This window comes from Brucella sp. 22210 (assembly GCF_052045675.1).
Classification (GTDB): domain Bacteria; phylum Pseudomonadota; class Alphaproteobacteria; order Rhizobiales; family Rhizobiaceae; genus Brucella.
In genome coordinates, this window is the sequence record NZ_JBQEPD010000006.1 from 82,443 (window position 1) to 102,694 (window position 20,252).

A 20,252-nucleotide genomic window follows, 5' to 3' on the forward strand; every position below is an offset into this window, starting at 1 on the left:
CCGACCTCCTAAAGATTGGTGCCAAGACGGCGTTTGCGTGGAAACAACGCCAACCCCAGAAGCTTGAACAGCCCCCGCATCAATAGGGAAAGGACGAGATAGATGACCAGAATGACGAGATAGACTTCGAAAGAACGAAAGGTCATCGACTGGATTCTGGACGCAGCTCCGGTCAGCTCTTCAGCCGATATCTGCGATGCCACACTTGTTGCCAGCATCAACAGAACATACTGACTGACGAGAGCGGGATAGACCTTCTCAAGTGCTGGCGGCAGCATAATCCCTGCAAGCATTTGCAACCGGGACAGTCCCAGTGTGTCAGCAGCTTCCAACTGGCCGGGGTGAATGGCCTGCAAGCCTGCACGAATGATCTCGCTGGAATAGGCGCCAACATTGATGGTCAAGCCGATTAGCGCCGAGGTCTGGGCGGAAAATTTGACGCCCATGGAAGACAGTCCGAAATAGACCAGAAACAGCTGCACGAGCAGAGGTGTATTGCGGATCGCCTCGACATAGATCGCCACGAGAATGCGCAGGAACTTGTATTTGCTGATGCTGGCAACTGCACAGATCGTGCCCAGCACGAAGCCCAGCGCCGTGACGATCAAGGACATCTGGATCGTCGCCAAAGTACCTTTGAGCAACAGCGGCCAATACTGGCTGAGGAAGCTGAAACTGAATTCGTAACTCATAGAGACTTCACCAGTTCGGGCGAAGAACCCTGCAAGGCACAAGTCAGTTCCTGATCCACGCCCAACCACAGACAGGCAGATGCTCTGCCTGAAACACAGCCGCACGCGATCACGCAATCGAAGATTGCAGTGTACAATCCAGTCACAAATATTTCCTCCCAAGCTCGATGTGCTCCACCCTGGTAAGGGTCTCCTCGAAGCGACATCTGCTCAATTTCAGTTAAGCTAATTCCAACTTATGACATATGTCAAGATTGAGGGCGGATTTCTTTGCGATGGGGATAAAACTTGCATTTTCACCCGAAACTTGTTCCGCTTTTGGTCGAAAAATCGCCGCGTGCGCCAAAGGCAGACGGTACAAAAGCGAACCAACCGGCCAATAACCGGTTGGCTTAATTTGCTAACAACTTATTGAAATAGTTTAGTAAAGTCTTATACGCCGTCAATCACAACGGCTACGGACGAAAAAGAATATCGTCCGTTTTCCGGTCATACCCGTTCAGGCGAGCGCCGCACTCAAATCATGAGAGAGATCATTGATTTCCCGCAGGTCCAGCTCGGATTCCACATGTTCAAGGTGGTGCGCCATCAGATCGGCGGCCTTTGTGACGTCGCCATGCAGAATCGCTTCCACAATCTCCGCGTGTTCATCAGGCCCGCAGTTGAAGCGGTTGGTATTGCGATAGACAGCTGTGATGAGAGAGGTGCGCGAAATGAGATCGCGCATCGTCGTGAACAGAAAATCGGACCCCGTCAGTTCGGCCAGCAGCAGATGAAAGCCACCTGACAGCTTGATGATATCGGTCGTGACGTTGTTCTTGTTGGCGACACGTTCTTTCGCAACATGTTCGCGCAAAATCTTGATCTTGTCCTTTGACGGAGAACGCCCAAGGCGCTCGACCACGCATCGTTCAACGGTGCGGCGAACAAAGAACACGTCCCGCGCTTCTTCCACCGTAGGCTTGCAGACAAAAGCCCCGCGATTGGGAATAATCGTGACCAACCCTTCCCGCTCAAGCGCGGCAAGCGCCTGACGGATACGCGCACGGCTGACGTGAAAAATCGTCGCCATCTGCTCTTCTTTAAGCTGCACCCCCGGACGCAGACGGCGCTCGGCAATGGATAGCCATACTTTCTCAACAATCTGCTGCGTCGAGACACCTGTCTGATCAGTCATGGTCTTGCTCCCGTTCCGATTCAGGAAGCGTGATGCGACCGAAAAAGTCAACTATTGCAACCGCAAAGCGCCTACAAAATTGTCAACAATACATCGTGATGCTTCTATTTCAGGCACATATTCCGCAGATGGTGTCCGTATTGCCTGTCTTCACGCGCGGATAGTCATAGGTGTTCACCTTCGAAGTCGCGTAGCCCGCTCCGACCAAAGCTTCGGCAAGCTTCACCGCCGCCGCAACACCGTCGATCACCGGAACGCCCGTTGCATCCCGCAACCTGTCGCATAAGGACGTCATGCCCGCGCAACCGAGAATGATCGCCTCTGCCCGATCTTCGCGCTTGGCGAGTTCGATCTCGTTGATCAAAAGCCGTTCCGCTTCCTCTGGATCTTCTTCCAGTCCCAGAACCGGCAAATTGATCGCACGCACTTTTCTACAATGACGATCCGCGCCGTAATCACTGACTAAATCTTCGATGATCGGAACCGACCGCGGCAAGGTCGTGATAACTGAAAAGCGCCGGCTGATCGTCATGGCCACCTGTACCGCCGCCTGACAAATACCCAGTACCGGACCCTTTGCGATCTCGCGCGCCGCATGCAGGCCGGGATCGTCAAAGCAGGCGATCACATAGGCGTCCACACCTTGCGCTTCACCTTTTTGGATTTCCGCAAGCATGCCCGGCACCGCCAATGCTTCGTCGGCACCGCCTTCAATGCTGACAGGCGTGTCGGCAGGATTTGAGGCTGAGACCTTGGTGCTGCTGTGTTTGACGAGCAGAGCACTATCAAGAGCTTGTGCTGTCATAGACGCTGTTGAGTTAGGATTGATCAGATGAATGTGCATGATAAAAATTCTCGAAGAACCGTCGTTCTGGCCTAGTTTTCCGGCTTCACGAAATCGGCGATGGGCGGTGCCTTCAAAACGAACTGGCGATCTGAAGTGATGTAATTGTCGGCATGAAGCCGGGCAATCGGTTGATAGAATTCGGGATCGACGTAATGGCCGTCGGCATCCAGACAATTGCGACGGACGTGCATATGCACCACCTCGCCCAGGATAAGCGCGCGACGCGGATAATCGATCACACGTTCGACACGGCACTCGAAGGTGCAAGGTGCCTGTTCAGCAAAAGAGACATCGATTTTCTGGCAGGGTGCCGCTGACAGCCCGGCCATTTCAAGCTCATCGACCTCACTGTCGAAACCCAATCCGCAGATCAGCATCTGTTCCGACAATGCCATGTCGATCATGCTGATTGCGAACTCGCCGGTGCGACGGATATTCGCCAGCGTGTCCTTTTCCTCACCGGAAAGACGCGGTTGAATGCCCAGAACAACAATGGCCGGGTCGTGCGAAAACACATTGAAGAAGCTCATCGGCGCGGCATTGCTATGGCCTGCCGGTGAGCGAGTTGTCACAAGTGCTATCGGTCGTGGGCCAATGAAATTCGTCAGAAGCCTGTAACGGCTTTGAGGGTCCAGCTCTTCAAAATCGAATTCCATCACGTCCCCGAAACCTAATTTATTATCTACAATATTATTTCATATTGTCGACAATTTAACAACCCGCTTTAACACCGACTGGAGCACTTTTCCGCAGATCTCGTCGCCTGCTTCAAACATGCAACGGTAGACCAATGCGGCGCCTGAATACCCTGTATCAGGCAGCTGCTGCGGCCTCTTCCACCAGATGACAGGCCACACGTGTGCCATTCGACAAAGTCTGCATCTTCGGCGCTTCCTGCGCACAGCGCGCCACCGCAAACGGACACCGCGGATGGAATGTGCAACCCGAAGGCGGCTTCAGCGGGCTTGGAACCTCACCGCTTGCCGGTGTGCGGTTGCGATTGGGAGCTTCAATATTGGGGATCGTCTGCAACAAAAGCTGCGTATAGGGATGACGAGGCTGCGCGAAGAGTTCTTCCGTATTGCCCTCTTCAACAATCCGCCCCAGATACATGACCGCGATGCGGTCAGACATGTGGCGAACGACGCTCATATCATGGCTGATGAAAAGGTAGGTCAGGCCCAACTCATCCTGCAACCGTCGCATAAGATTGAGCACCTGTGCCTGCACCGAAACATCCAGCGCCGAAGTCGGCTCATCGCAAACGAGAAATTCAGGCTCGCTCGCCAAGGCGCGCGCAATTGAAATGCGCTGCCGTTGCCCACCGGAAAACTCATGCGGAAACTTTTCGCCGTCGGAGGGTGAAAGCCCGACAGTACGCAGAAGTTCTTCCACCCGCTCGGTGACTTCCGTCGCTGTTTTTCGCAGTTTCAATTCCCGCAATGGTTCAGCGATGATGTTCTTGACGCGCCAACGGGGATTGAGCGACGCATAAGGGTCCTGAAATATCATCTGCGCCGACAAAGGCGCACCGCTTTTGCCGGGCGCAAACCGCATTTGGCCGCTCGTCGCGCCGTGCAATCCAGTGACCAGTCGGGCCACGGTGGACTTTCCGCATCCGCTTTCGCCAACGATGCTCAGACAACCACCTGCTGGCACCGTAAAGCTGATGTCGTTTACGGCCTGGAGGAACTGGCGAGGTTTGCGCTCAATCACTCTGTTGAGCCATGGAGCGGAGACATCAAACGTTTTGACCAGACGCTCAACGGTCAAAGCCGCAGTTTCTTTCGACGGGTTTGTCATACAGTGCCTCCTGCATTTAGCCAGCAAGCGCTTGCGCCAAGATTGGGTTTTTGACTGACAAGGTTGAGTTCAGGGCGCTCTTCAAGACAGCGGGACACCGCCACCTTGCAACGCGGATTAAAAGCGCAACCCTTGGGAATAGCGTCAAGACGCGGCATTGAGCCATCAATCTGGTTCAGCTTTTCCACGCGCGCGCCAAGCGAGGGAATCGACGCCATCAAGTCCTGCGTATAGGGGTGACGCGGCTGATGCAGCACTTGCTCAACAGGCCCGATCTCGATCAGTCGCCCCGCATACATCACGGCGATGCGATCAGCGGCTTCGGCAATCACGCCCATATCGTGGGTAACGAGCATAACGGCGGTTTGCTTTTCCTTGCACAGTTTGCGCAGGAGCGAAATGATCTGGGCCTGGATCGATACATCCAAGGCGGTCGTCGGTTCGTCCGCGATCACCAGTTTTGGTGATGCAGCAAGCGCAAGTGCAATCACCACGCGCTGTCGCATACCACCCGAAAACTGATGCGGATACTGGTTTACGCGATCCTCCGGCGAAGGAATACCGACATCGCGCAGCAACTGGATAGCCCGTTCACGCGCCTGAGCTTTACCAAGACCAAGATGCCGCCGGATCGTTTCAACAAGCTGCGCGCCCACCGTGAACAGCGGGTTGAGCGAGGTGAGAGGATCCTGAAAAATCGCGCCAATTTCACGCCCGCGAATTTTCTCCATAGCGCGGTCGTCAAGCGTGTCTATCCGGCGCTTGCCAAGCCACACTTCACCATCGGCGATATGTCCGGGCGCTTCCAGCAAGCCCTGAATGGCCAAGCCCGTCATGGACTTGCCAGCACCGGATTCACCCACAACGCCAAGGATTTCGCCGGGGCGGATCGACAGGCTCACATCCGACAGAGCGGTAACCGTGCCATGACGCCCCGGAAAATCCACGCGCAGATTGCGCACTTCAATGACTGGTTCTTGCATGTCATGCATCGAAATCACCTTCTATCGGATAGCTGGAAGGGAAGATTTCCGCGACAGGAGGATGGTTCCAGCTGCGCTCGGGATATTTCGCTATAAGCCCATCGAACTGGGCCTGCGCCTGAAGACGGGCTTGTTTCATGTCGAGCCCTGCAAGCTTTCGATTGATCATGGAAGCTCGGCCATCGACAAAGACCGCACGCGTGATCTTGCCCGAACCGCCGATGACTATCGTCGTGATCGGGTCAACCGTCGCGGCCATGATGGTGTCGTCAAGATCGAAGACCGCTATATCCGCCCTGGCACCTGGCGACAGATGGCCGATATCCGCACGTCCAAGCGCCTTTGCACCGCCAATCGTCGCGGCATCAAAAAGATCGGCCGACCGCAAACGGTCCGGTGCACCATCGGCGATACGACCGGCAATAAGGCCCGTCAGCAAATTCATCAGCATGTCAGGCGGCGTGGTATCGGTGCCCATGGCAATATTGATACCCCGCTTGCGGCAAGCAGAGAACGATTTGAGGATCGAGCCACTGCGTGCCGATACGAGCGGGCAATGCACAATGGAAACGCCATTGGCCGCATAGAGGCCCAGATCTTCATCCGTGGCATTCGTCGCGTGAGGCGCAATCATCCGGTCGCTGAGCAGACCATGTTTCGCAAGCCAGACCGGAGCCGTCGAGCCGTGCAGCATCCGCACAGTATCAACTTCCATCGTGCCTTGAGCGATATGAAGACGAAACTTGCAGCCAAGATCACGCGCAGCCGCATCAGTGCGTTGCAACAATCCAAGTGTCGAGGTCTCGACCCGATCCGGGGCCAGCATACCACGCACGAGATCGCCGTGCCGGCCGTTCTGACGCTCGATATAGGCAATGGCGTCTTTCAGCCCCTGAAAGCCACGTTCTTCGTCGAAAACGGGAACGATCTTTCCCGGCTCCTCCAGAACCATACCGCCGGAACGGTAGGCAGGACTCAGGTAAACGCGTAGTCCCAGTTCACCGGCTGCCTCGGCGGCAGCGTCGAACTCGGCAACTGTTTCGCCCCATTCGCGATAGAACAGGGAAGCGATGGGTGCAGCTGTGGTGATCCCGTTTAACAGAAGCTGACCGAACGCAAAGCGCTTTTGAAAAGCCAGCTCGTCCTGACTGTACATCTCATAAGGGCCAGCCTCGACATAAGACCGTGGCCAGACGCGGCCCTTGGCCCAACCGGGATGGTTGTCTATGCCAAGAATGGTGGTGTCGAGGTCAGACAAGGCATCAAGGTCGATAAGACCCGGGGAGATCAGCGCATTGCCGAAATCGATGCGGCGCGCCAGTTCACCGGTGAAACCATGCCCAACAAAGACAATCTCACCGTTTTCAAAAACGACTTCGCCATTGCGCAAAAGCGTATGGCCGCCATCCTTGTGCCCAACCACCCAGCTGGCGGTAATCAGGGTCCGTCCATCCGGTCGCTGACCAAGTGTTAATGTGTCGATAGCATTGTTCATTACGGCATCTCCACCACAGCAACGCCATTACGTGCAGTGACGCGACCGTTCTTGACCACCAGAGGGCGCGGCGCGATATCCACCACGGCATGGGCCAGTGTTTCACCCGTCAGAAGGGTGAAGTCGGCATTGCAGCCCACATCCAGACCATAGTTTTCAAGACGCATCACATCCGCACCGCCCTGAGAGACGATATAGAGGAGATGTTCCAGATCATGATCTGAACGGACGCCATTTTTCATGCCAATGATCTTGGCGCGATCCAGCATATCGGGCTGCCCCCATGGGCCCCAGGTGTCGCGAACGCCGTCACAACCACCACCGATGCGCACTCCCGCTTCCTTCAGGCGTTTGATTGACGGCACCGTAGCCGATGGCGCGCCGGTCGTCAGAATTGCGACATCCAGAGCCGCGATCTGTTCGATCAACTGGCCAACGCGCAAGTAATCATTCATGCCGAGCGCGAAAGCATGGCTGATCGCCACTTTCCCTTCCATACCATTGGCACGGATACGCTCGAAGATGAGTTCCATCGTGAATGCGCCGAGATCGCCCGTCTCATGCAGATGAATATCAATCGGTACGCCGTGCTTGAGAGCGAGCGCGAACAGAATATCGAGCTGCCCTTTTGGGTCGCGATCAATACCGCATGGATCAATACCACCCAGAACTTCACAACCCTGACGCAAGGCCTCATCGAGCAATTCTTCCGTACCGGGCATGACCATCAGACCCGACTGCGGGAATGCAACGATCTCGATATCAATGATGCCTTTCAGCTTCTCGCGTGTTGCCCAGACGCCTTCGACCAATGACAATCCATGGGTGGGGTCGATATCGACATGGCTGCGGATATGCGTTGCGCCATGGGCGGCAAGACCGATTGCGTGACGCATCGACTGGCGATGCGGATCAAGGCCGATTTCCAGCCGGTGTTCCCGTTCGAAATCGATACGCTCGCGCAGGATCGCAGCACGATTATTGACATGCCAAGGCATGCCCCACGTCGTCTTGTCGAGATGAGTATGCGCATCGATCAAGCCGGGCGCCATGATTGCATTGCCACCATCTTCGATGGCCATGCCCGGCTCTGCCTCGAACCGTCCGAAACCGGCAATCTTCCCATCCTTGATCAAAACATCGCACGTATCGCCAGCCATAGGGCGCACATTGCGGAGCAAAAGATTGTTCATCGATATTACCTCAGTTTCGGATTGAGAGCATCGCGCAGCCAGTCGCCAAGCATATTGACGGCCACGACCAGCAGGCAGAGCTGAATGACGGGAAAGAGCACGATCCACCAGGAACCGGAGAACAGGAACTGGTTGCCGATACGGATCAAAGTCCCGAGAGATGGCTGACTCGGCGGCATGCCGATGCCAAGGAAGGAGAGCGTGGCTTCGGTAAGGATGGCCATGCCGAAGTTAAGCGTTGCCGCCACCATGATGGGGGTCAGCGTGTTTGGCAGAATATGTCTCGCCATGATGCGGCGCGCGGGCACCCCGATCAGACGGGCGGCGGACACATAGTCCTTGCCGGTTTCAACGATGGCCTGAGCGCGGACGGTTCGGGCATATTGCACCCATGCAGAGAGCGCGATGGCCAGAATGAGAACAGCGGATGCCCCTACTTCACGAAGGCTCACCGGCAACATCTGCCGCACAACGGTTGAAACCAGAATGGCGACCAGAATGGTTGGAATCGACAATGTGATATCGCCGATGCGCATCAGCAGATTATCGATGAAACCACCGAAATAGCCTGAGACCAAACCGGCACTCATGCCGATGACCAAGGAAAGCACAACCGAAGCGATGCCAATGACGATGGATATGCGCGTGCCATAAAGAATGGCGGAAAGCATATCGCGACCCTGAGTATCAGTACCCAGCAGGAAGGGCCATTCGCCGCCCTCTTCCCAGATCGGCGGCAGCTCGGCTTTCCACATATCAAGTGCTGCGCCATCATAGGGATTCTGCGGTGCAATGAGGGGTGCAAACAACGCCGTCAGGATCAGGATTGCGAGCAGTGCTGCGCTGATCATCGCGGTTTTGCTGTGTGTGAACGACCACCACAAGTCGCTTTTACGGAGCCGCTGCAAAAGCGACGGGCGTGAGATGGTGGTGGTTTGCGTGGTTGGGGTGCTCATCGGCTTTGACTCCACAATCGGTTCCATGGGCAACTCAACGCGCCGTGCGCAGGCGTGGATCGATCACCGCATAGGCAATGTCCACAAAAGTGTTGAGCACAACGAAGATGAAGGAAATTATGCAGAGATAGGCTGCCATAACCGGGATATCGAGGAAGGTAACGGCCTGAATGAACAACATGCCCATGCCTGGCCATTGAAACACGGTTTCGGTAATCAGCGCGAAGGCGATCAGCGAACCGACATTCATCGCTGTCATGGTCACAACTGGCATCAGGCAGTTGCGAAGCGCATGACGAAAATAGATACGCCAGCGCGGAATACCGCGGGCACGGGCGAATTTCACATAGTCCGAACGCAGCACTTCCAGCATTTCTGCGCGAACCAGACGCATGACGAGCGTGACTTGATAAAGCGAGAGCGCAATGGCCGGTAGCAAAATCGCGATACGGCCGGAATGCGTCAACAATCCCGTGGACCACCAGCCAAGCTGTACGACATCACCCCGCCCGAACGCCGGGAACCAGCCAAGCGTGACCGAGAAAACCAGGATGAGCAGGATACCGACGACAAAACTTGGCAGCGAAACACCGACAATGGAGAGAAACTGCAATCCCTCCGTATACCATTTGCCGCGTTTGATTGCTGTTAGTACGCCAAGGGGAAGGCCGAGCAGCAACGAGATCAAGGTCGCCACCAGAACCAGTTCCAGTGTTGCCGGAAACCGCTCGGCAATAAGGCCCAGAACATCCTGACCATTGCGATAGGAAATGCCGAAATTGCCCTGAGCGGCATTCACCACGAACCGGGTATATTGTGTCATCAGGCCATCGTTAAGGCCCAGACGCTCACGCAGATTATCGCGGTCGGCCTGTGTCATCTGTTCGTTGGCCATCATCTCGACGGGGTCGCCCGCCAGACGAAAGATCAAAAAGGCCAGCAAGGCAACAGCCAGCATGACCATGATGGCATTGGCCAGACGCTTGATGATAAAAACCAGCATGTGAATTCCTTGGGAACAGGATGCTCCGGAACGGCGTGCCCCGGAGCATCTTGATGAGACTATTCGGCAAAATGCGTCAGCCAGTGACGCGGCTTGTTGTCTGGCAACTGGACGATATGATCAATCTTATTCGACATGACCCACGCCATCGGCTGTTGATGCAGCGGCAACATGACGATCTCGTCCTTGACCATCTGCAGAGCCTTCGTCTGTAACGCCAACCGCTTGCTGCGATCCATTTCCGTGGATGCCTCAATGATCAGCTTGTCAATTTCCGGATAGCTCCAGCCACCCCAGTTGAAAACACCCGCATTGTCGGTTTTGGTTTCAATCATCTGTAACAGGATCGAATAGCTGTCGAGCATCGGCTCAGTTGCCCAGCCAATGATATAGACGTCAGCCTTGCCGCCCGTGCGTTTCGGCGCCTGCGCAGCCGTTGGTGCAATATCAAGCTGCGGCTTGAAGCCGCCCCGCCTCAGCATATTCACGAGCCCCTGGCACAGTTCTTCCTCGTTCACATAGGCATCAGTTGTGCAGACCAGTGTGAACGGAAAATCGGTAGCTCCAGCCTCGGCCAGAAGCTTCTTCGACAGGGCCGGATCATAGGCAAGCGTGGTATCCAGCTCCGGCGTGTAGCCCGGAATTTCCGGCGCAACCACAGCACCTGCCGTGCGCGACTTGCCGCGCATGATGCGCTTCTGTATCAGGTCGCGGTCAAGCGAATGTGCGAAAGCCTGACGCACACGCAAATCGTTGAATTTGTTTTCCGATCCGTTGTCGAGTTTCGGCTTGCGATTGAAACCCATCATGACAGTGCGCAAATCGGTACGTTCCATGACCTTCAGGTCAGGCTGCGCCTGAAGGCGCGGCAAATCCTGCGATGGCGCACTTTCCGTAAAATTGACTTCTCCGGAGAGAAGTGCCGCAACACGTGTCGCAGCCGAAGTGATCGGATTGAACTCGATGCGGTCGATGTTTGATTTGGACGTCTTGTCCCACCAATCCGGGTTCTTGACCAGAATGGTCTTGGAATCCGGCACACGGCTTTCCAGCTTGAACGGACCCGTACCATTGGTGTGATAGGTGGCATAACCTTCAATCTTGGCGCCAACGTCGGTCGGCTTCTCCGAATTATTGGTCTTCAGCCAGCCCGCATCGAAGATGTGAATATTGGTGAGGTCGTTGAGGAGCAGTGGATAGGGGCCGCTCAACTCGATATCAATTGTGTAGTCGTCCACTTTCTTGGAGGACTTGTAGGCAGGCAAATTACCACGCAGCGGCGAAACCGGATCGCTCACGCGCTTCAGCGAAGCGAGCACATCGTCGGCATTGAAATCAGCGCCATCATGAAACTTGACGCCCTTGCGCAGATGAAAACGCCAAACCGTCTCGGAAACATTTTCCCAGGATTCAGCAAGGGCAGGCTCGATCTTCAGCTCGGCGTCGTAGCGCACGAGGCCTTCATAGATGTGATTGAGGAAGGACAGTGTATAGCTGTCGCCATAAGAATAGGGATCAAGCGAATAGATATCGCGCGCAGCGCCCCATTTGAGCGTTTCGGCGTGGCCAGTCAAAGTCAGCCCAGCCAGCATTGTGGCCGCAAGGCCAAGTTTTCTTAACATAGATTTTGCTCCGCTTCTGGAAATTTGCGCCTCCTTTTTTGGAGGTCTGTTTTCATGCATCGCCGCATCCGTTTCGGTGCTGCGTTTCAGTGTCTGCTCACGCCATGAAGGCGGGTAATACTGATTTCTCCCTTTTGAGGTGACCTGCCTCCCAGATCACGAAAGGGAGTATTGCCAGTCGATATAAAGTTGTCAACGTAATTGTAGACAATTTTTTGAGTTTTAATAACCTATTTGTCGACAACTATGCTCTACAATTGGTCAGGTGCTGCCACATTTCTGGGCAACAATCAAAGTGCGGCTTTTGAATGAGCATTGTCGCATCTCCAGAGTGTGCACCACATAAAAAAAGCGCCTCACCAAGGTGAAGCGCTTTTCTATTTTCGCTTTGCTGGCCTTACTCGGCCATTTGCGTATGCCAATGACGCGGCTTGTTATCGGCCCGGAAATCCACGCTCTTGACCTTGTCCAGCATGCCCCAAGCGATGGGCTGCTGATGAATCGGGATCAGAATTGCCTTGTCCTTGGCAACTTTCAGCGCCTGTTCTTCCAGCGCCAAACGCTTCGCCGTATCCGGCTCCTGCGCCGCTTTTTTCATCAGCTCATCGAGTTCAGGATAAGACCAGCCACCATAGTTGGATACGCCGGTGGAACCACTGCGCGTAGAAAGCACCTGCGAAAGCAACGAATAGGCATCGAGCGTCGGCTCATTGGCCCAGCTCAGATTGAACATATCAGCCTTGCCATTGGTGCGCTTAGGCTGCTGAACGGCACGTGGCCCCATATCGATGCTCGGTTCGAAACCGCCGCGTTTCATCATATTGGCGATGCCCGAGCAGATATCTTCCTCGTTGATGCTCTCATCATTCATGCAAAGATAGTTGAAAGTCAGGCCTTTCTGGCCAGCTTCTTCAAGCAGCTTTTGGGCGAGCTTGGGATCGGCTGGCTGATAAGTGTCGAGCGCTTTCGAATAGCCTGCGATTTCCGGCGCAATCAGAGAACCGGAAGGCCGCGCCAGACCGCGCATGATTTTCTTGTTGATGAGATCACGATCGATACTTGCCTCGACGGCCTGACGCACGCGGACATCCAGGAACGGGTTCGGACGCCCATCCTCAAGCTTTTCCTTGCCGTTAAAGCCGATAAACACCGTACGCAGTTCAGTGCGTTTGTCGACCTTGATGCCCGGCGTCGATTCCAGACGAGGAATATCCTGAATGGGTGCGGAATCGACCAGATCAATTTCATTGGAAAGAAGCGCCGNGCGGCCGAGGAAATCGGAATGTATTCGATGCGATCCAGATTGTGCTTTTTCTGGTCCCACCATTGATCATTGACGATCAGAACCGTCTTTGAATCGGGAACGCGGCTGTCGAGCTTGAACGGGCCCGTACCATTGGTGTTATGCGTTGCATAATTCTCGGTCTTGGACGCGATATCGGTCGGCTTTTCGGCGTTATTGTCCTTCAGCCACTTCGCGTTGAACATGAAAATATTGGTCATGTCGTTGAGGAACAGCGCCGACGGTGCCGAAACCTCGATATCGACAGTGGAATCGTCCACCTTCTTGACGCCGACATAGAGCGGAATATTGCCGCGCAGAGGTGATGTCGGGTCGGAAACACGGTTCATCGAGGCCACAACGTCATCAGCCGTAAACTCTGCGCCATTGTGGAACTTCACGCCCTTGCGAAGGGTAAAACGCCAGAACTTGTTATCGACCAGCTTCCATTCGGTAGCCAGCGCGGGCTCGATCTCGAAGTTCGGGCCGTAACGGATCAGACCCTCATAAATGTGGTTCAGGAAAGCCAGATTGGATGTGGATGGGACGGAATCAGGATCGAGCGAGTAGATATCCGCACGACTGCCCCAACGTAACGTAGCCGCGTCGGCAGAACTGGCCAGCGCCGGCGCCGCAATGGCAGCTGCCGTCAGGGCCGATATAAAAAACCTATTTAAACGCGACATGCTTTTTCCCTCATCCATAACGATAAGATTGTTGGATTGAATTTCGTTGCAGTATCTTAACCCATTCTTTTATTGTCAACGATATTGTCGCCAATTAAGTTCAAAAACATCGACACATCGATATGAGGCCACACAGTGTCAAATGCTGTCGTCATGGACATAAATAAAGGGGAAGATATGACTGGATTGCTGCTGCTTCACGGGACTGTCGTGACAGTCGATAAAACACGGCGGATCATAGAAGATGGAGCTGTGGCAATCGAGAACGACAGAATTGTCGATATTGGCACATCGCAGGACCTCGCTCCGCGCCATGTTGACAAGAAGACAATCGACTGTCGTGGCAAGATGCTTATTCCGGGCCTCATCGACGCGCACGGCCATGCCGGTCACGCGCTGATCCGCAGCATTGCGGCCGACACCAATTCGCTTTGGATGCGGATCGTCACGCCAACCTATTATCATTATGTAACCCGCGACTACTGGTACGCCGATGGCCTCGTTTCCGGCCTGGAGCGGCTATGCGCTGGTGTCACAACCTCGGCCAACATCATCACCTCCATGCCGCGCAGCGACGATCCGGTCTTTGCAGCCAATCACGCGCGCGCCTATGCGGAACTCGGTCTGCGCGAGATCATCTGTGTCGGCCCAGCTGGACTGCCCTGGCCGCAATCGGTAACGCGATGGGAAAGCGGCAAGCCTGTGCGTCACGCTGTTTCATTCGAAGAAATGATTGAGGGTGCTGAAGCCACCATCGAAAGCCTTAACGGAACAGCCGGCGGCCGCATCAAGGTTTTTCTGACGCCTTTTACAATCGTCCCCTCTGTCGAACCGTCAAACGCTTCCACACCGGATTTCGCGGTCAATCTGACGGAGAACGACCGGATGCAGGCGCGTCGCATTCGCGAAACGGCGCGCAAATGGGGCGTGCGCATCCATTCTGATGCCTTTGCCGGACAAATTCGGATGGCGTATCAAGACAAGGAAAACGCGCTGCTGGGTCCTGATGTGCATTTGCAGCATTGCTGGGGCATCTCTCATGAGGAAATAGATATCCTCGCCGAAACGGGCACCCACGTCACCCATGCGCCACCCGGACGTTCCACGCCGATTATGCAGATGCTTGCGCGGGGCGTGCCTGTCGCTATTACATCCGACGGCGCAGCGCCGAGCCGCCATTTCGATATGTTGCAAGTCGCGCGGATCGCGCAATCAACCCAGCATATATTGCACAATCACGACCGATACCTTCTGCCGCCCGGCAAGGTATTCGAGATGATCACCATCGACGCGGCGCGTGCCATTGGTATGGATCATGAGATCGGTTCTCTTGAAACCGGCAAGAAAGCGGATATCGCGATCATCGATATGCGCAAACCGCATCTGACACCCAACTGGATGCCGGTCCATCGGCTGGTTCATCAGGTTCTTGGCAGCGATGTGGACACCGTCATCGTGGATGGCAAGATTATCATGCAGGACGGCGTGGTCCTAACTGCCGATATGCACGAGGCGCTTGCCTTCGGTGAAGCAGAGGCGCGTGCGCTGGTCGCAAGAGCCGGGCTGGACGCCCACATGCACGATCCGGGCTGGGGTCGGTTGCAGCGCACTTTCGAACAGCCAGTCGTACCGCCCTCACCGCCCGAATGTTGAAGGTAGCGGCCATAGTCCGTCAGTCGATAGCGCTTACTGAATAGGTTTCAGCTATCCACAATATTACTCAACGGCGATCCGAAAGCGCCGTTGAACCCGCGATAGCGTTGATGGCTGCGATTGAGGTGCGCCTGCATCGCTTCACGTGCCTGCTCGGCATTTCCGGCGCTGATCGCTTCACAAATGGCGCGATGCTCGATGACCGTGTTCTGGATATAATCTGGCGTAATAAGCGAGGGGTTCAAATCCCGCGAAAATGCTGGCTGTGGCAGTATCTTCAGGCTCATGACGCTGAAAAACTCGATAAACGCCAGATTATTGGTTGCCTCTGATATGGACCGGTGGAAAATGAAGTCCAGTTCATCCAGCGCTTCTTCATTTTCAATAGTAGCTTCGAACTGCTTCAGCGCATCCCACATGTTTGCTTCCTGCGCCCATGACCGGCGCTGCGCGGCCAATCCGGCGGCATGGACTTCAAAAGCCATACGCAACTCAAGCAAATCCATGAATGGAAGCGAAAGCCGCGCCAACGGCTCCAGCATGGAATCGTCTGAGGCGGGAGGCACTGCCTTTCCGGGATCGCGAATGAATATTCCGACCCCATGCTTTGCTTCCAACAATCCGTCTGAGCGTAGAGCCGCCACAGCTTCCCGGATAACCGTGCGGCTGACACCAAGCTTGTCCCCAAGTTCGGCAAGGGTCGGCAACTTGTCGCCGACCTGAAGCGTACCGTCGCCGATCAGTGTCTTGAGGCTCTCAATCGTTCGCGCAGTCAGTGTTTTCAATATGAGCCTATCCCGGTGGAAAATATTGTCTTTCCATGGTGATACGCGGTTAGCACGCTCAAGACAAGATACTATCATTATATATGTGATATTATCTCTTAAAATCACGCACCGCTTTGCCAACCAATCTGACACCCCGCAGAGCGCCAAACAGGTACTATTGGAACAAAATGCGCCGACAAAAGTAGATATTCAGTTTAGGCGACACAACCCTCTGAATTCGCTCAACTATTGTTCAACTTGCTGTTTTATATAGCATAACGCCTAATCTCAATCACTTTCTCACCAAAATAGACGCCTGAGATTCATTCTTGACAAGTGATATTATTTCAGCAAACCTAACATCACAACAAGACGCTATGTGATATTATCACTATGCAGCTGCAGGTAGTTCCATGCTACAGCAATTGCAGAACAGGCGAACAAAAACAGGGGAATTCGAGATGGGAATCGTTTCTTCCAGACTGGCGGAGTTGGGCCTTGCCCTGCCCAGTGTGACAGCCCCGAGCGGAACCTATGTTCCGTTTCGGTTGAGTGGAAGCACACTCTACATTTCCGGACAGGTGCCGCGCGTCGACGGTGTTGACCGTTATCTGGGCCTCGTCGGCGACACTATGGATATAGCGGAAGCCTATCAGGCAGCGCGTGTCTGCGCTCTCAATCTTCTGGCACGCGCCTCAATGGCCGTTGATGGCGATCTCGACCGCATTTCAGCCTGTTTGCAAGTGCGCGGCTTTGTAAATGCTGTGCCCAGCTTCAAAGACCATCCCGCCGTTATCGATGGCGCCTCCGATCTTCTGGTCGAAGTTTTCGGCGAGAAAGGCCGACATGCCCGCACGGCATTGGGAGCAGGCTCTCTGCCGCGGGGATTTGCTGTCGAAGTCGACGCCATTTTTGAAGTTCAGCCCTGAGCGGGCGATTTCCGTTCTGCCTACACATACGAAGCGAGAGATAGATGTCTGAACAAGCCATCACGATGAGCGCGGTCAATAAATGGTATGGCCAGCTTCACGTACTCAAGAATGTGGATTTACACGTGAAGCGGGGCGAACATATCGTTCTGTGCGGCCCCTCCGGTTCGGGTAAATCAACGCTTATTCGCTGTATCAATCATCTTGAAGAGATTCAGGACGGCACCATCGATGTGAATGGAACACGACTAGGCAACAAAGGGGCTAATGTCGATCATATCCGGCGCGATGTCGGCATGGTGTTTCAACAGTTCAACCTTTTCCCCCATATGACCGTACTCGAAAACTGTATGCTGGCGCCGCGCCGCGTGCATAAGGCTTCAACAGCCGAGGCCAAAGAAAAAGCCATGCATTTCCTCAAGCGGGTGCATATCGCCGAACAGGCCAACAAATATCCAGCCCAGCTTTCCGGAGGTCAGCAGCAACGTGTGGCCATTGCTCGCGCGCTTTGCATGGGGCCAAAGATCATGTTGTTCGATGAACCCACATCGGCGCTTGATCCTGAAATGGTGAAAGAAGTTCTCGATACCATGATCTCGCTTGCGGACGACGGTATCACGATGATCTGCGTAACACATGAAATGGGTTTTGCGCGCGCCGTTGCGCACCGTGTCATCTTCATGGATCGCGGCGAGATTATCGAAAGCGCCCCTCCCACAGAGTTTTTCGGCAATCCCAAGCACGAACGCGCCAAGGCATTTCTGGGTCAGATCCTCAACCACTAACCACAAAGGGGAACCAGACGAAATAACGGGAGCTTGCCAATGCAATATAGTTTCGACATGGGGCCGGTTCTGGCGGCCTGGCCACTGCTGCTCAGCGGTGCATTACAAACCCTAAAGATATCCTCCATCTCGATGGCGCTTGGGCTGATGCTCGGCATTGTCTTCATGATGATGCGCATGAGCTCGATACGAACCGTATCCCGGGTGGCATTTGCCTATATCGAATTGATCCGCAACACGCCGTTTCTGGTGCAGGTATTTTTCATCTTCTTCGGAATGCCATCTCTTGGCGTCACCTTGACAGCCACACAGGCGGCTATTCTCGCCATGACGCTCAATTGCGCGGCTTATGCTGCCGAAATCGTGCGCGGCGGGGTGGAGTCCATCAAGAAGGGGCAGGTGGAAGCAGGACGGGCGCTTGGTCTGCACACAATCGACGTCTATCGCTTCATCATCTTCCGACCGGCCATTCGCGCGGTTTACCCAGCGCTTTGCAGCCAGTTCATTTTGATGATGCTCAATTCCAGCCTGGTGGCTTCAGTTTCCGCGGAAGAACTCACCTATGTCGGTCAAATGATCGATTCCGAGACATTCCGCAGCTTCGAAGTCTATTTCGCACTCGGCGTTATCTATCTCGCGCTTTCGCAGTTCTTTTCCATTGTTCTCCAACTCATTGGCAGAACTTACTTTTCCTATCCGACGAAGTGAGGCAGACCGATGATACGCAGTTTCGGCTTTGCAGAATTCCTGTTCATTCTTGAAGGGGCTCGCTGGACAGTAATCCTGTCGCTCCTCGCCTTCGTCTTCGGTGGTGCCTGTGGTCTCATCGTAGCCCTTGGACGCACCAGCAACAAGAAATGGCTTCGCTATTTCATGGCGACATATATCCAGATCTTTCAGGGCACACCACTGCTGATCCAGCTTTTCTTCGTCTATTTCGGCCTGCCGTTGCTCGGCATTCGTGTCGATGTCTGGGTCGCGCTCATTATCGGTCTTTCGCTCCATACCAGTGCATTTCTTGGTGAAATCTGGCGGGGCAGCATCGAGGCTGTATCGGCAGGGCAGGATGAAGCGGCCCGCGCGCTTGGTATCGGCTATGTCCGCCGCATGTCGGATGTAGTGCTTCCCCAAGCCTTTCGCATCGGCCTGCCCGCAACGATTGGCTTTCTCGTCAATCTGATCAAGGGCACCGCCCTTGCGGCTCTGCTCGGCCTGACCGAACTCACACGCTCGGGTCAGCTGATGGCCAACATCACCTTCGAGCCGCTCAAAGTCTACGGCGCTGTCGGCCTTGTCTACTTCGTGATCTGCATTCCGCTCACCTATTACAGCGCCCGTATCGAAAAGCGCCTGAATGCGTCCCGTTGAATAACAATAAAACAACCAGAGGTAAGAACATGTTCAATTCAAGTTTCGCTCGTTCCAAGGCTTCGCTCGGCTTCGCGTTCGGTCTGCTCGCATCCGTGTGCATCGCCACAGCAGCTGGCGCCGCTACGCCCGAGGAAATCAAGGCCAAGGGCACCGTTACCATCGGTGTGCAGATGGACCAGTTTCCATGGGGCTTTATCGACGAGAACGGCAAAAATGGAGGCTATGACGTCGATGTTGCTGACCTGATCGCCAAGGAACTGGGCGTTCAGATCAAGTTCGAGCGCATTACCGGTCAGAACCGTATTCCGCTTCTCACCAATGGCATGGTCGATTTTCTCGTTCCATCCATGACCATCACGCCAGAGCGTGCCAAGGTCATTCAATTCGCCATTCCCTATTCCTCCAACGACATCACTGTCTGGGGTAAGAACGACGTTGATATCAAGGGCAATGACGATCTGGGCAAATACATCATCGGCGTCAATCGCGGCAGCGTTTTCGAACCGGTCCTGAAGAAAGTCGCTCCAGCCAACACGCAGATTAAGCGCTTCGATGACGATGCGACCACCGTTCAGGCGCTCCTGTCGGGTCAGGTTGACGCAATTCTGGGGAGCGTGACCTATGGGCTGGTGATCGACAAGACCGGCAACAGCGGCAACTACGGTCGCAAATACAAGGTCGCAGACAATTTCCAGGCAATGGCGGTGCGCAAGGGCGATCAGGAAATGCTCGACTATCTGAATGATTTTGTCACGCGCCATACGGCGGACGGTTCACTCGACGGTCTTTACAAAAAGTGGATTGGTGTGGAGCGCGCAAAGTTGCCGACCACCCTTGATGGAGTGGACTTCACCGGCAAGAATTAACCACAGACTGACTGGTGAACGTCTGAACGTTCCGAGTTAGCCGAGACACCACAAAACAACACTTATGAACCGGCAGGCACCGCCTGCCGGAACGAGGAAACACGTGCCTGAACCGTGGCCTTCCAGCCCGGCCCCGCACTTA

18 protein-coding genes and 1 pseudogene are annotated in these 20,252 nt (G+C 54.7%); 6 read left to right on the plus strand and 13 right to left on the minus strand.

Features of this window, described 5'->3' with window-relative positions:
• Window positions 1-8: 8 nt before the first annotated feature.
• The 12 genes and pseudogenes from ACTJKP_RS10265 to ACTJKP_RS10320 form a co-directional block, all read right to left on the minus strand.
• A complete protein-coding gene (locus ACTJKP_RS10265; protein ID WP_109366028.1) occupies window positions 9-692 on the minus strand; it encodes an amino acid ABC transporter permease in 684 nt (227 codons plus the stop codon).
• 499 nt (window positions 693-1,191) lie between these two features.
• The gene (locus ACTJKP_RS10270; protein WP_078337166.1) at window positions 1,192-1,869 is read right to left on the minus strand and encodes a GntR family transcriptional regulator; all 678 of its coding nucleotides are present in this window, start codon (window positions 1,867-1,869) and stop codon (window positions 1,192-1,194) included.
• Window positions 1,870-1,978: 109 nt separating this feature from the next.
• On the minus strand, window positions 1,979-2,713 hold the full coding sequence (locus ACTJKP_RS10275) for an aspartate/glutamate racemase family protein (RefSeq protein WP_440630557.1): 735 nt from the start codon (window positions 2,711-2,713) through the stop codon (window positions 1,979-1,981).
• 32 nt (window positions 2,714-2,745) lie between these two features.
• Entirely contained in the window at window positions 2,746-3,372 is a 627-nt protein-coding gene (locus ACTJKP_RS10280) for a flavin reductase family protein (protein WP_199057206.1), read from the minus strand.
• Window positions 3,373-3,529: 157 nt separating this feature from the next.
• Window positions 3,530-4,519: an ABC transporter ATP-binding protein gene (locus ACTJKP_RS10285; protein WP_440630558.1), complete on the minus strand. Its 990-nt coding sequence runs from the start codon at window positions 4,517-4,519 to the stop codon at window positions 3,530-3,532.
• Window positions 4,516-5,511, minus strand: coding sequence for an ABC transporter ATP-binding protein (locus ACTJKP_RS10290; RefSeq protein WP_440630559.1), 996 nt, complete (start codon window positions 5,509-5,511; stop codon window positions 4,516-4,518). The genes ACTJKP_RS10285 and ACTJKP_RS10290 overlap by 4 nt, the downstream gene beginning before the upstream one ends.
• The gene (locus tag ACTJKP_RS10295; protein WP_440630560.1) at window positions 5,504-6,997 is read right to left on the minus strand and encodes an amidohydrolase family protein; all 1,494 of its coding nucleotides are present in this window, start codon (window positions 6,995-6,997) and stop codon (window positions 5,504-5,506) included. The genes ACTJKP_RS10290 and ACTJKP_RS10295 overlap by 8 nt, the downstream gene beginning before the upstream one ends.
• The gene (locus tag ACTJKP_RS10300; protein ID WP_440630561.1) at window positions 6,997-8,190 is read right to left on the minus strand and encodes an amidohydrolase family protein; all 1,194 of its coding nucleotides are present in this window, start codon (window positions 8,188-8,190) and stop codon (window positions 6,997-6,999) included. Before ACTJKP_RS10300 ends, ACTJKP_RS10295 begins: the two co-directional genes overlap by 1 nt.
• Before the next feature lie 5 nt (window positions 8,191-8,195).
• Entirely contained in the window at window positions 8,196-9,146 is a 951-nt protein-coding gene (locus tag ACTJKP_RS10305) for an ABC transporter permease (RefSeq protein WP_440630562.1), read from the minus strand.
• A 34-nt stretch (window positions 9,147-9,180) separates the two neighbouring features.
• Window positions 9,181-10,149, minus strand: coding sequence for an ABC transporter permease (locus tag ACTJKP_RS10310; protein ID WP_078337171.1), 969 nt, complete (start codon window positions 10,147-10,149; stop codon window positions 9,181-9,183).
• A 59-nt stretch (window positions 10,150-10,208) separates the two neighbouring features.
• On the minus strand, window positions 10,209-11,771 hold the full coding sequence (locus ACTJKP_RS10315) for an ABC transporter substrate-binding protein (protein ID WP_440630563.1): 1,563 nt from the start codon (window positions 11,769-11,771) through the stop codon (window positions 10,209-10,211).
• 397 nt (window positions 11,772-12,168) lie between these two features.
• Window positions 12,169-13,739: pseudogene (locus ACTJKP_RS10320) on the minus strand (ABC transporter substrate-binding protein).
• 177 nt (window positions 13,740-13,916) lie between these two features.
• On the opposite strand from ACTJKP_RS10320, the gene ACTJKP_RS10325 reads away from it, so the two are divergent.
• Window positions 13,917-15,392, plus strand: coding sequence for an amidohydrolase family protein (locus ACTJKP_RS10325; protein ID WP_440630564.1), 1,476 nt, complete (start codon window positions 13,917-13,919; stop codon window positions 15,390-15,392).
• 47 nt (window positions 15,393-15,439) lie between these two features.
• Here ACTJKP_RS10325 and ACTJKP_RS10330 read toward each other — a convergent pair whose 3' ends face one another.
• Window positions 15,440-16,177, minus strand: a complete 738-nt coding sequence (locus ACTJKP_RS10330) for a FadR/GntR family transcriptional regulator (protein ID WP_440630565.1) — start codon at window positions 16,175-16,177, stop codon at window positions 15,440-15,442.
• A gap of 443 nt (window positions 16,178-16,620) precedes the next feature.
• On the opposite strand from ACTJKP_RS10330, the gene ACTJKP_RS10335 reads away from it, so the two are divergent.
• Genes ACTJKP_RS10335 through ACTJKP_RS10355 form a run of 5 tightly spaced genes read left to right on the plus strand, consistent with a single transcriptional unit; the run spans window position 16,621 to window position 20,110 of the window.
• A complete protein-coding gene (locus ACTJKP_RS10335) occupies window positions 16,621-17,088 on the plus strand; it encodes a RidA family protein (protein ID WP_440630566.1) in 468 nt (155 codons plus the stop codon).
• A gap of 44 nt (window positions 17,089-17,132) precedes the next feature.
• A complete protein-coding gene (locus ACTJKP_RS10340) occupies window positions 17,133-17,873 on the plus strand; it encodes an amino acid ABC transporter ATP-binding protein (protein ID WP_078337177.1) in 741 nt (246 codons plus the stop codon).
• A 39-nt stretch (window positions 17,874-17,912) separates the two neighbouring features.
• Window positions 17,913-18,581, plus strand: a complete 669-nt coding sequence (locus ACTJKP_RS10345; RefSeq protein WP_440630567.1) for an amino acid ABC transporter permease — start codon at window positions 17,913-17,915, stop codon at window positions 18,579-18,581.
• 9 nt (window positions 18,582-18,590) lie between these two features.
• Complete coding sequence (locus tag ACTJKP_RS10350) at window positions 18,591-19,241, plus strand: amino acid ABC transporter permease (RefSeq protein WP_113534216.1); 651 nt, start codon at window positions 18,591-18,593, stop codon at window positions 19,239-19,241.
• 29 nt (window positions 19,242-19,270) lie between these two features.
• Window positions 19,271-20,110 (plus strand): transporter substrate-binding domain-containing protein, encoded by an 840-nt coding sequence (locus ACTJKP_RS10355; RefSeq protein WP_440630568.1) that lies wholly within the window; start codon window positions 19,271-19,273, stop codon window positions 20,108-20,110.
• Window positions 20,111-20,252 lie beyond the last annotated feature (142 nt).

Bases quoted from the DNA above. Each gene is read 5' to 3' on its own strand.
- ACTJKP_RS10265 (WP_109366028.1), bottom strand. From the start codon at position 692: ATGAGTTACGAATTCAGTTTCAGCTTCCTCAGCCAGTATTGGCCGCTG.
- ACTJKP_RS10270 (WP_078337166.1), bottom strand. From the start codon at position 1,869: ATGACTGATCAGACAGGTGTCTCGACGCAGCAGATTGTTGAGAAAGTA.
- ACTJKP_RS10275 (WP_440630557.1), bottom strand. From the start codon at position 2,713: ATGCACATTCATCTGATCAATCCTAACTCAACAGCGTCTATGACAGCA.
- ACTJKP_RS10280 (WP_199057206.1), bottom strand. From the start codon at position 3,372: ATGGAATTCGATTTTGAAGAGCTGGACCCTCAAAGCCGTTACAGGCTT.
- ACTJKP_RS10285 (WP_440630558.1), bottom strand. From the start codon at position 4,519: ATGACAAACCCGTCGAAAGAAACTGCGGCTTTGACCGTTGAGCGTCTG.
- ACTJKP_RS10290 (WP_440630559.1), bottom strand. From the start codon at position 5,511: ATGCATGACATGCAAGAACCAGTCATTGAAGTGCGCAATCTGCGCGTG.
- ACTJKP_RS10295 (WP_440630560.1), bottom strand. From the start codon at position 6,997: ATGAACAATGCTATCGACACATTAACACTTGGTCAGCGACCGGATGGA.
- ACTJKP_RS10300 (WP_440630561.1), bottom strand. From the start codon at position 8,190: ATGAACAATCTTTTGCTCCGCAATGTGCGCCCTATGGCTGGCGATACG.
- ACTJKP_RS10305 (WP_440630562.1), bottom strand. From the start codon at position 9,146: ATGAGCACCCCAACCACGCAAACCACCACCATCTCACGCCCGTCGCTT.
- ACTJKP_RS10310 (WP_078337171.1), bottom strand. From the start codon at position 10,149: ATGCTGGTTTTTATCATCAAGCGTCTGGCCAATGCCATCATGGTCATG.
- ACTJKP_RS10315 (WP_440630563.1), bottom strand. From the start codon at position 11,771: ATGTTAAGAAAACTTGGCCTTGCGGCCACAATGCTGGCTGGGCTGACT.
- ACTJKP_RS10325 (WP_440630564.1), top strand. From the start codon at position 13,917: ATGACTGGATTGCTGCTGCTTCACGGGACTGTCGTGACAGTCGATAAA.
- ACTJKP_RS10335 (WP_440630566.1), top strand. From the start codon at position 16,621: ATGGGAATCGTTTCTTCCAGACTGGCGGAGTTGGGCCTTGCCCTGCCC.
- ACTJKP_RS10340 (WP_078337177.1), top strand. From the start codon at position 17,133: ATGTCTGAACAAGCCATCACGATGAGCGCGGTCAATAAATGGTATGGC.
- ACTJKP_RS10345 (WP_440630567.1), top strand. From the start codon at position 17,913: ATGCAATATAGTTTCGACATGGGGCCGGTTCTGGCGGCCTGGCCACTG.
- ACTJKP_RS10350 (WP_113534216.1), top strand. From the start codon at position 18,591: ATGATACGCAGTTTCGGCTTTGCAGAATTCCTGTTCATTCTTGAAGGG.
- ACTJKP_RS10355 (WP_440630568.1), top strand. From the start codon at position 19,271: ATGTTCAATTCAAGTTTCGCTCGTTCCAAGGCTTCGCTCGGCTTCGCG.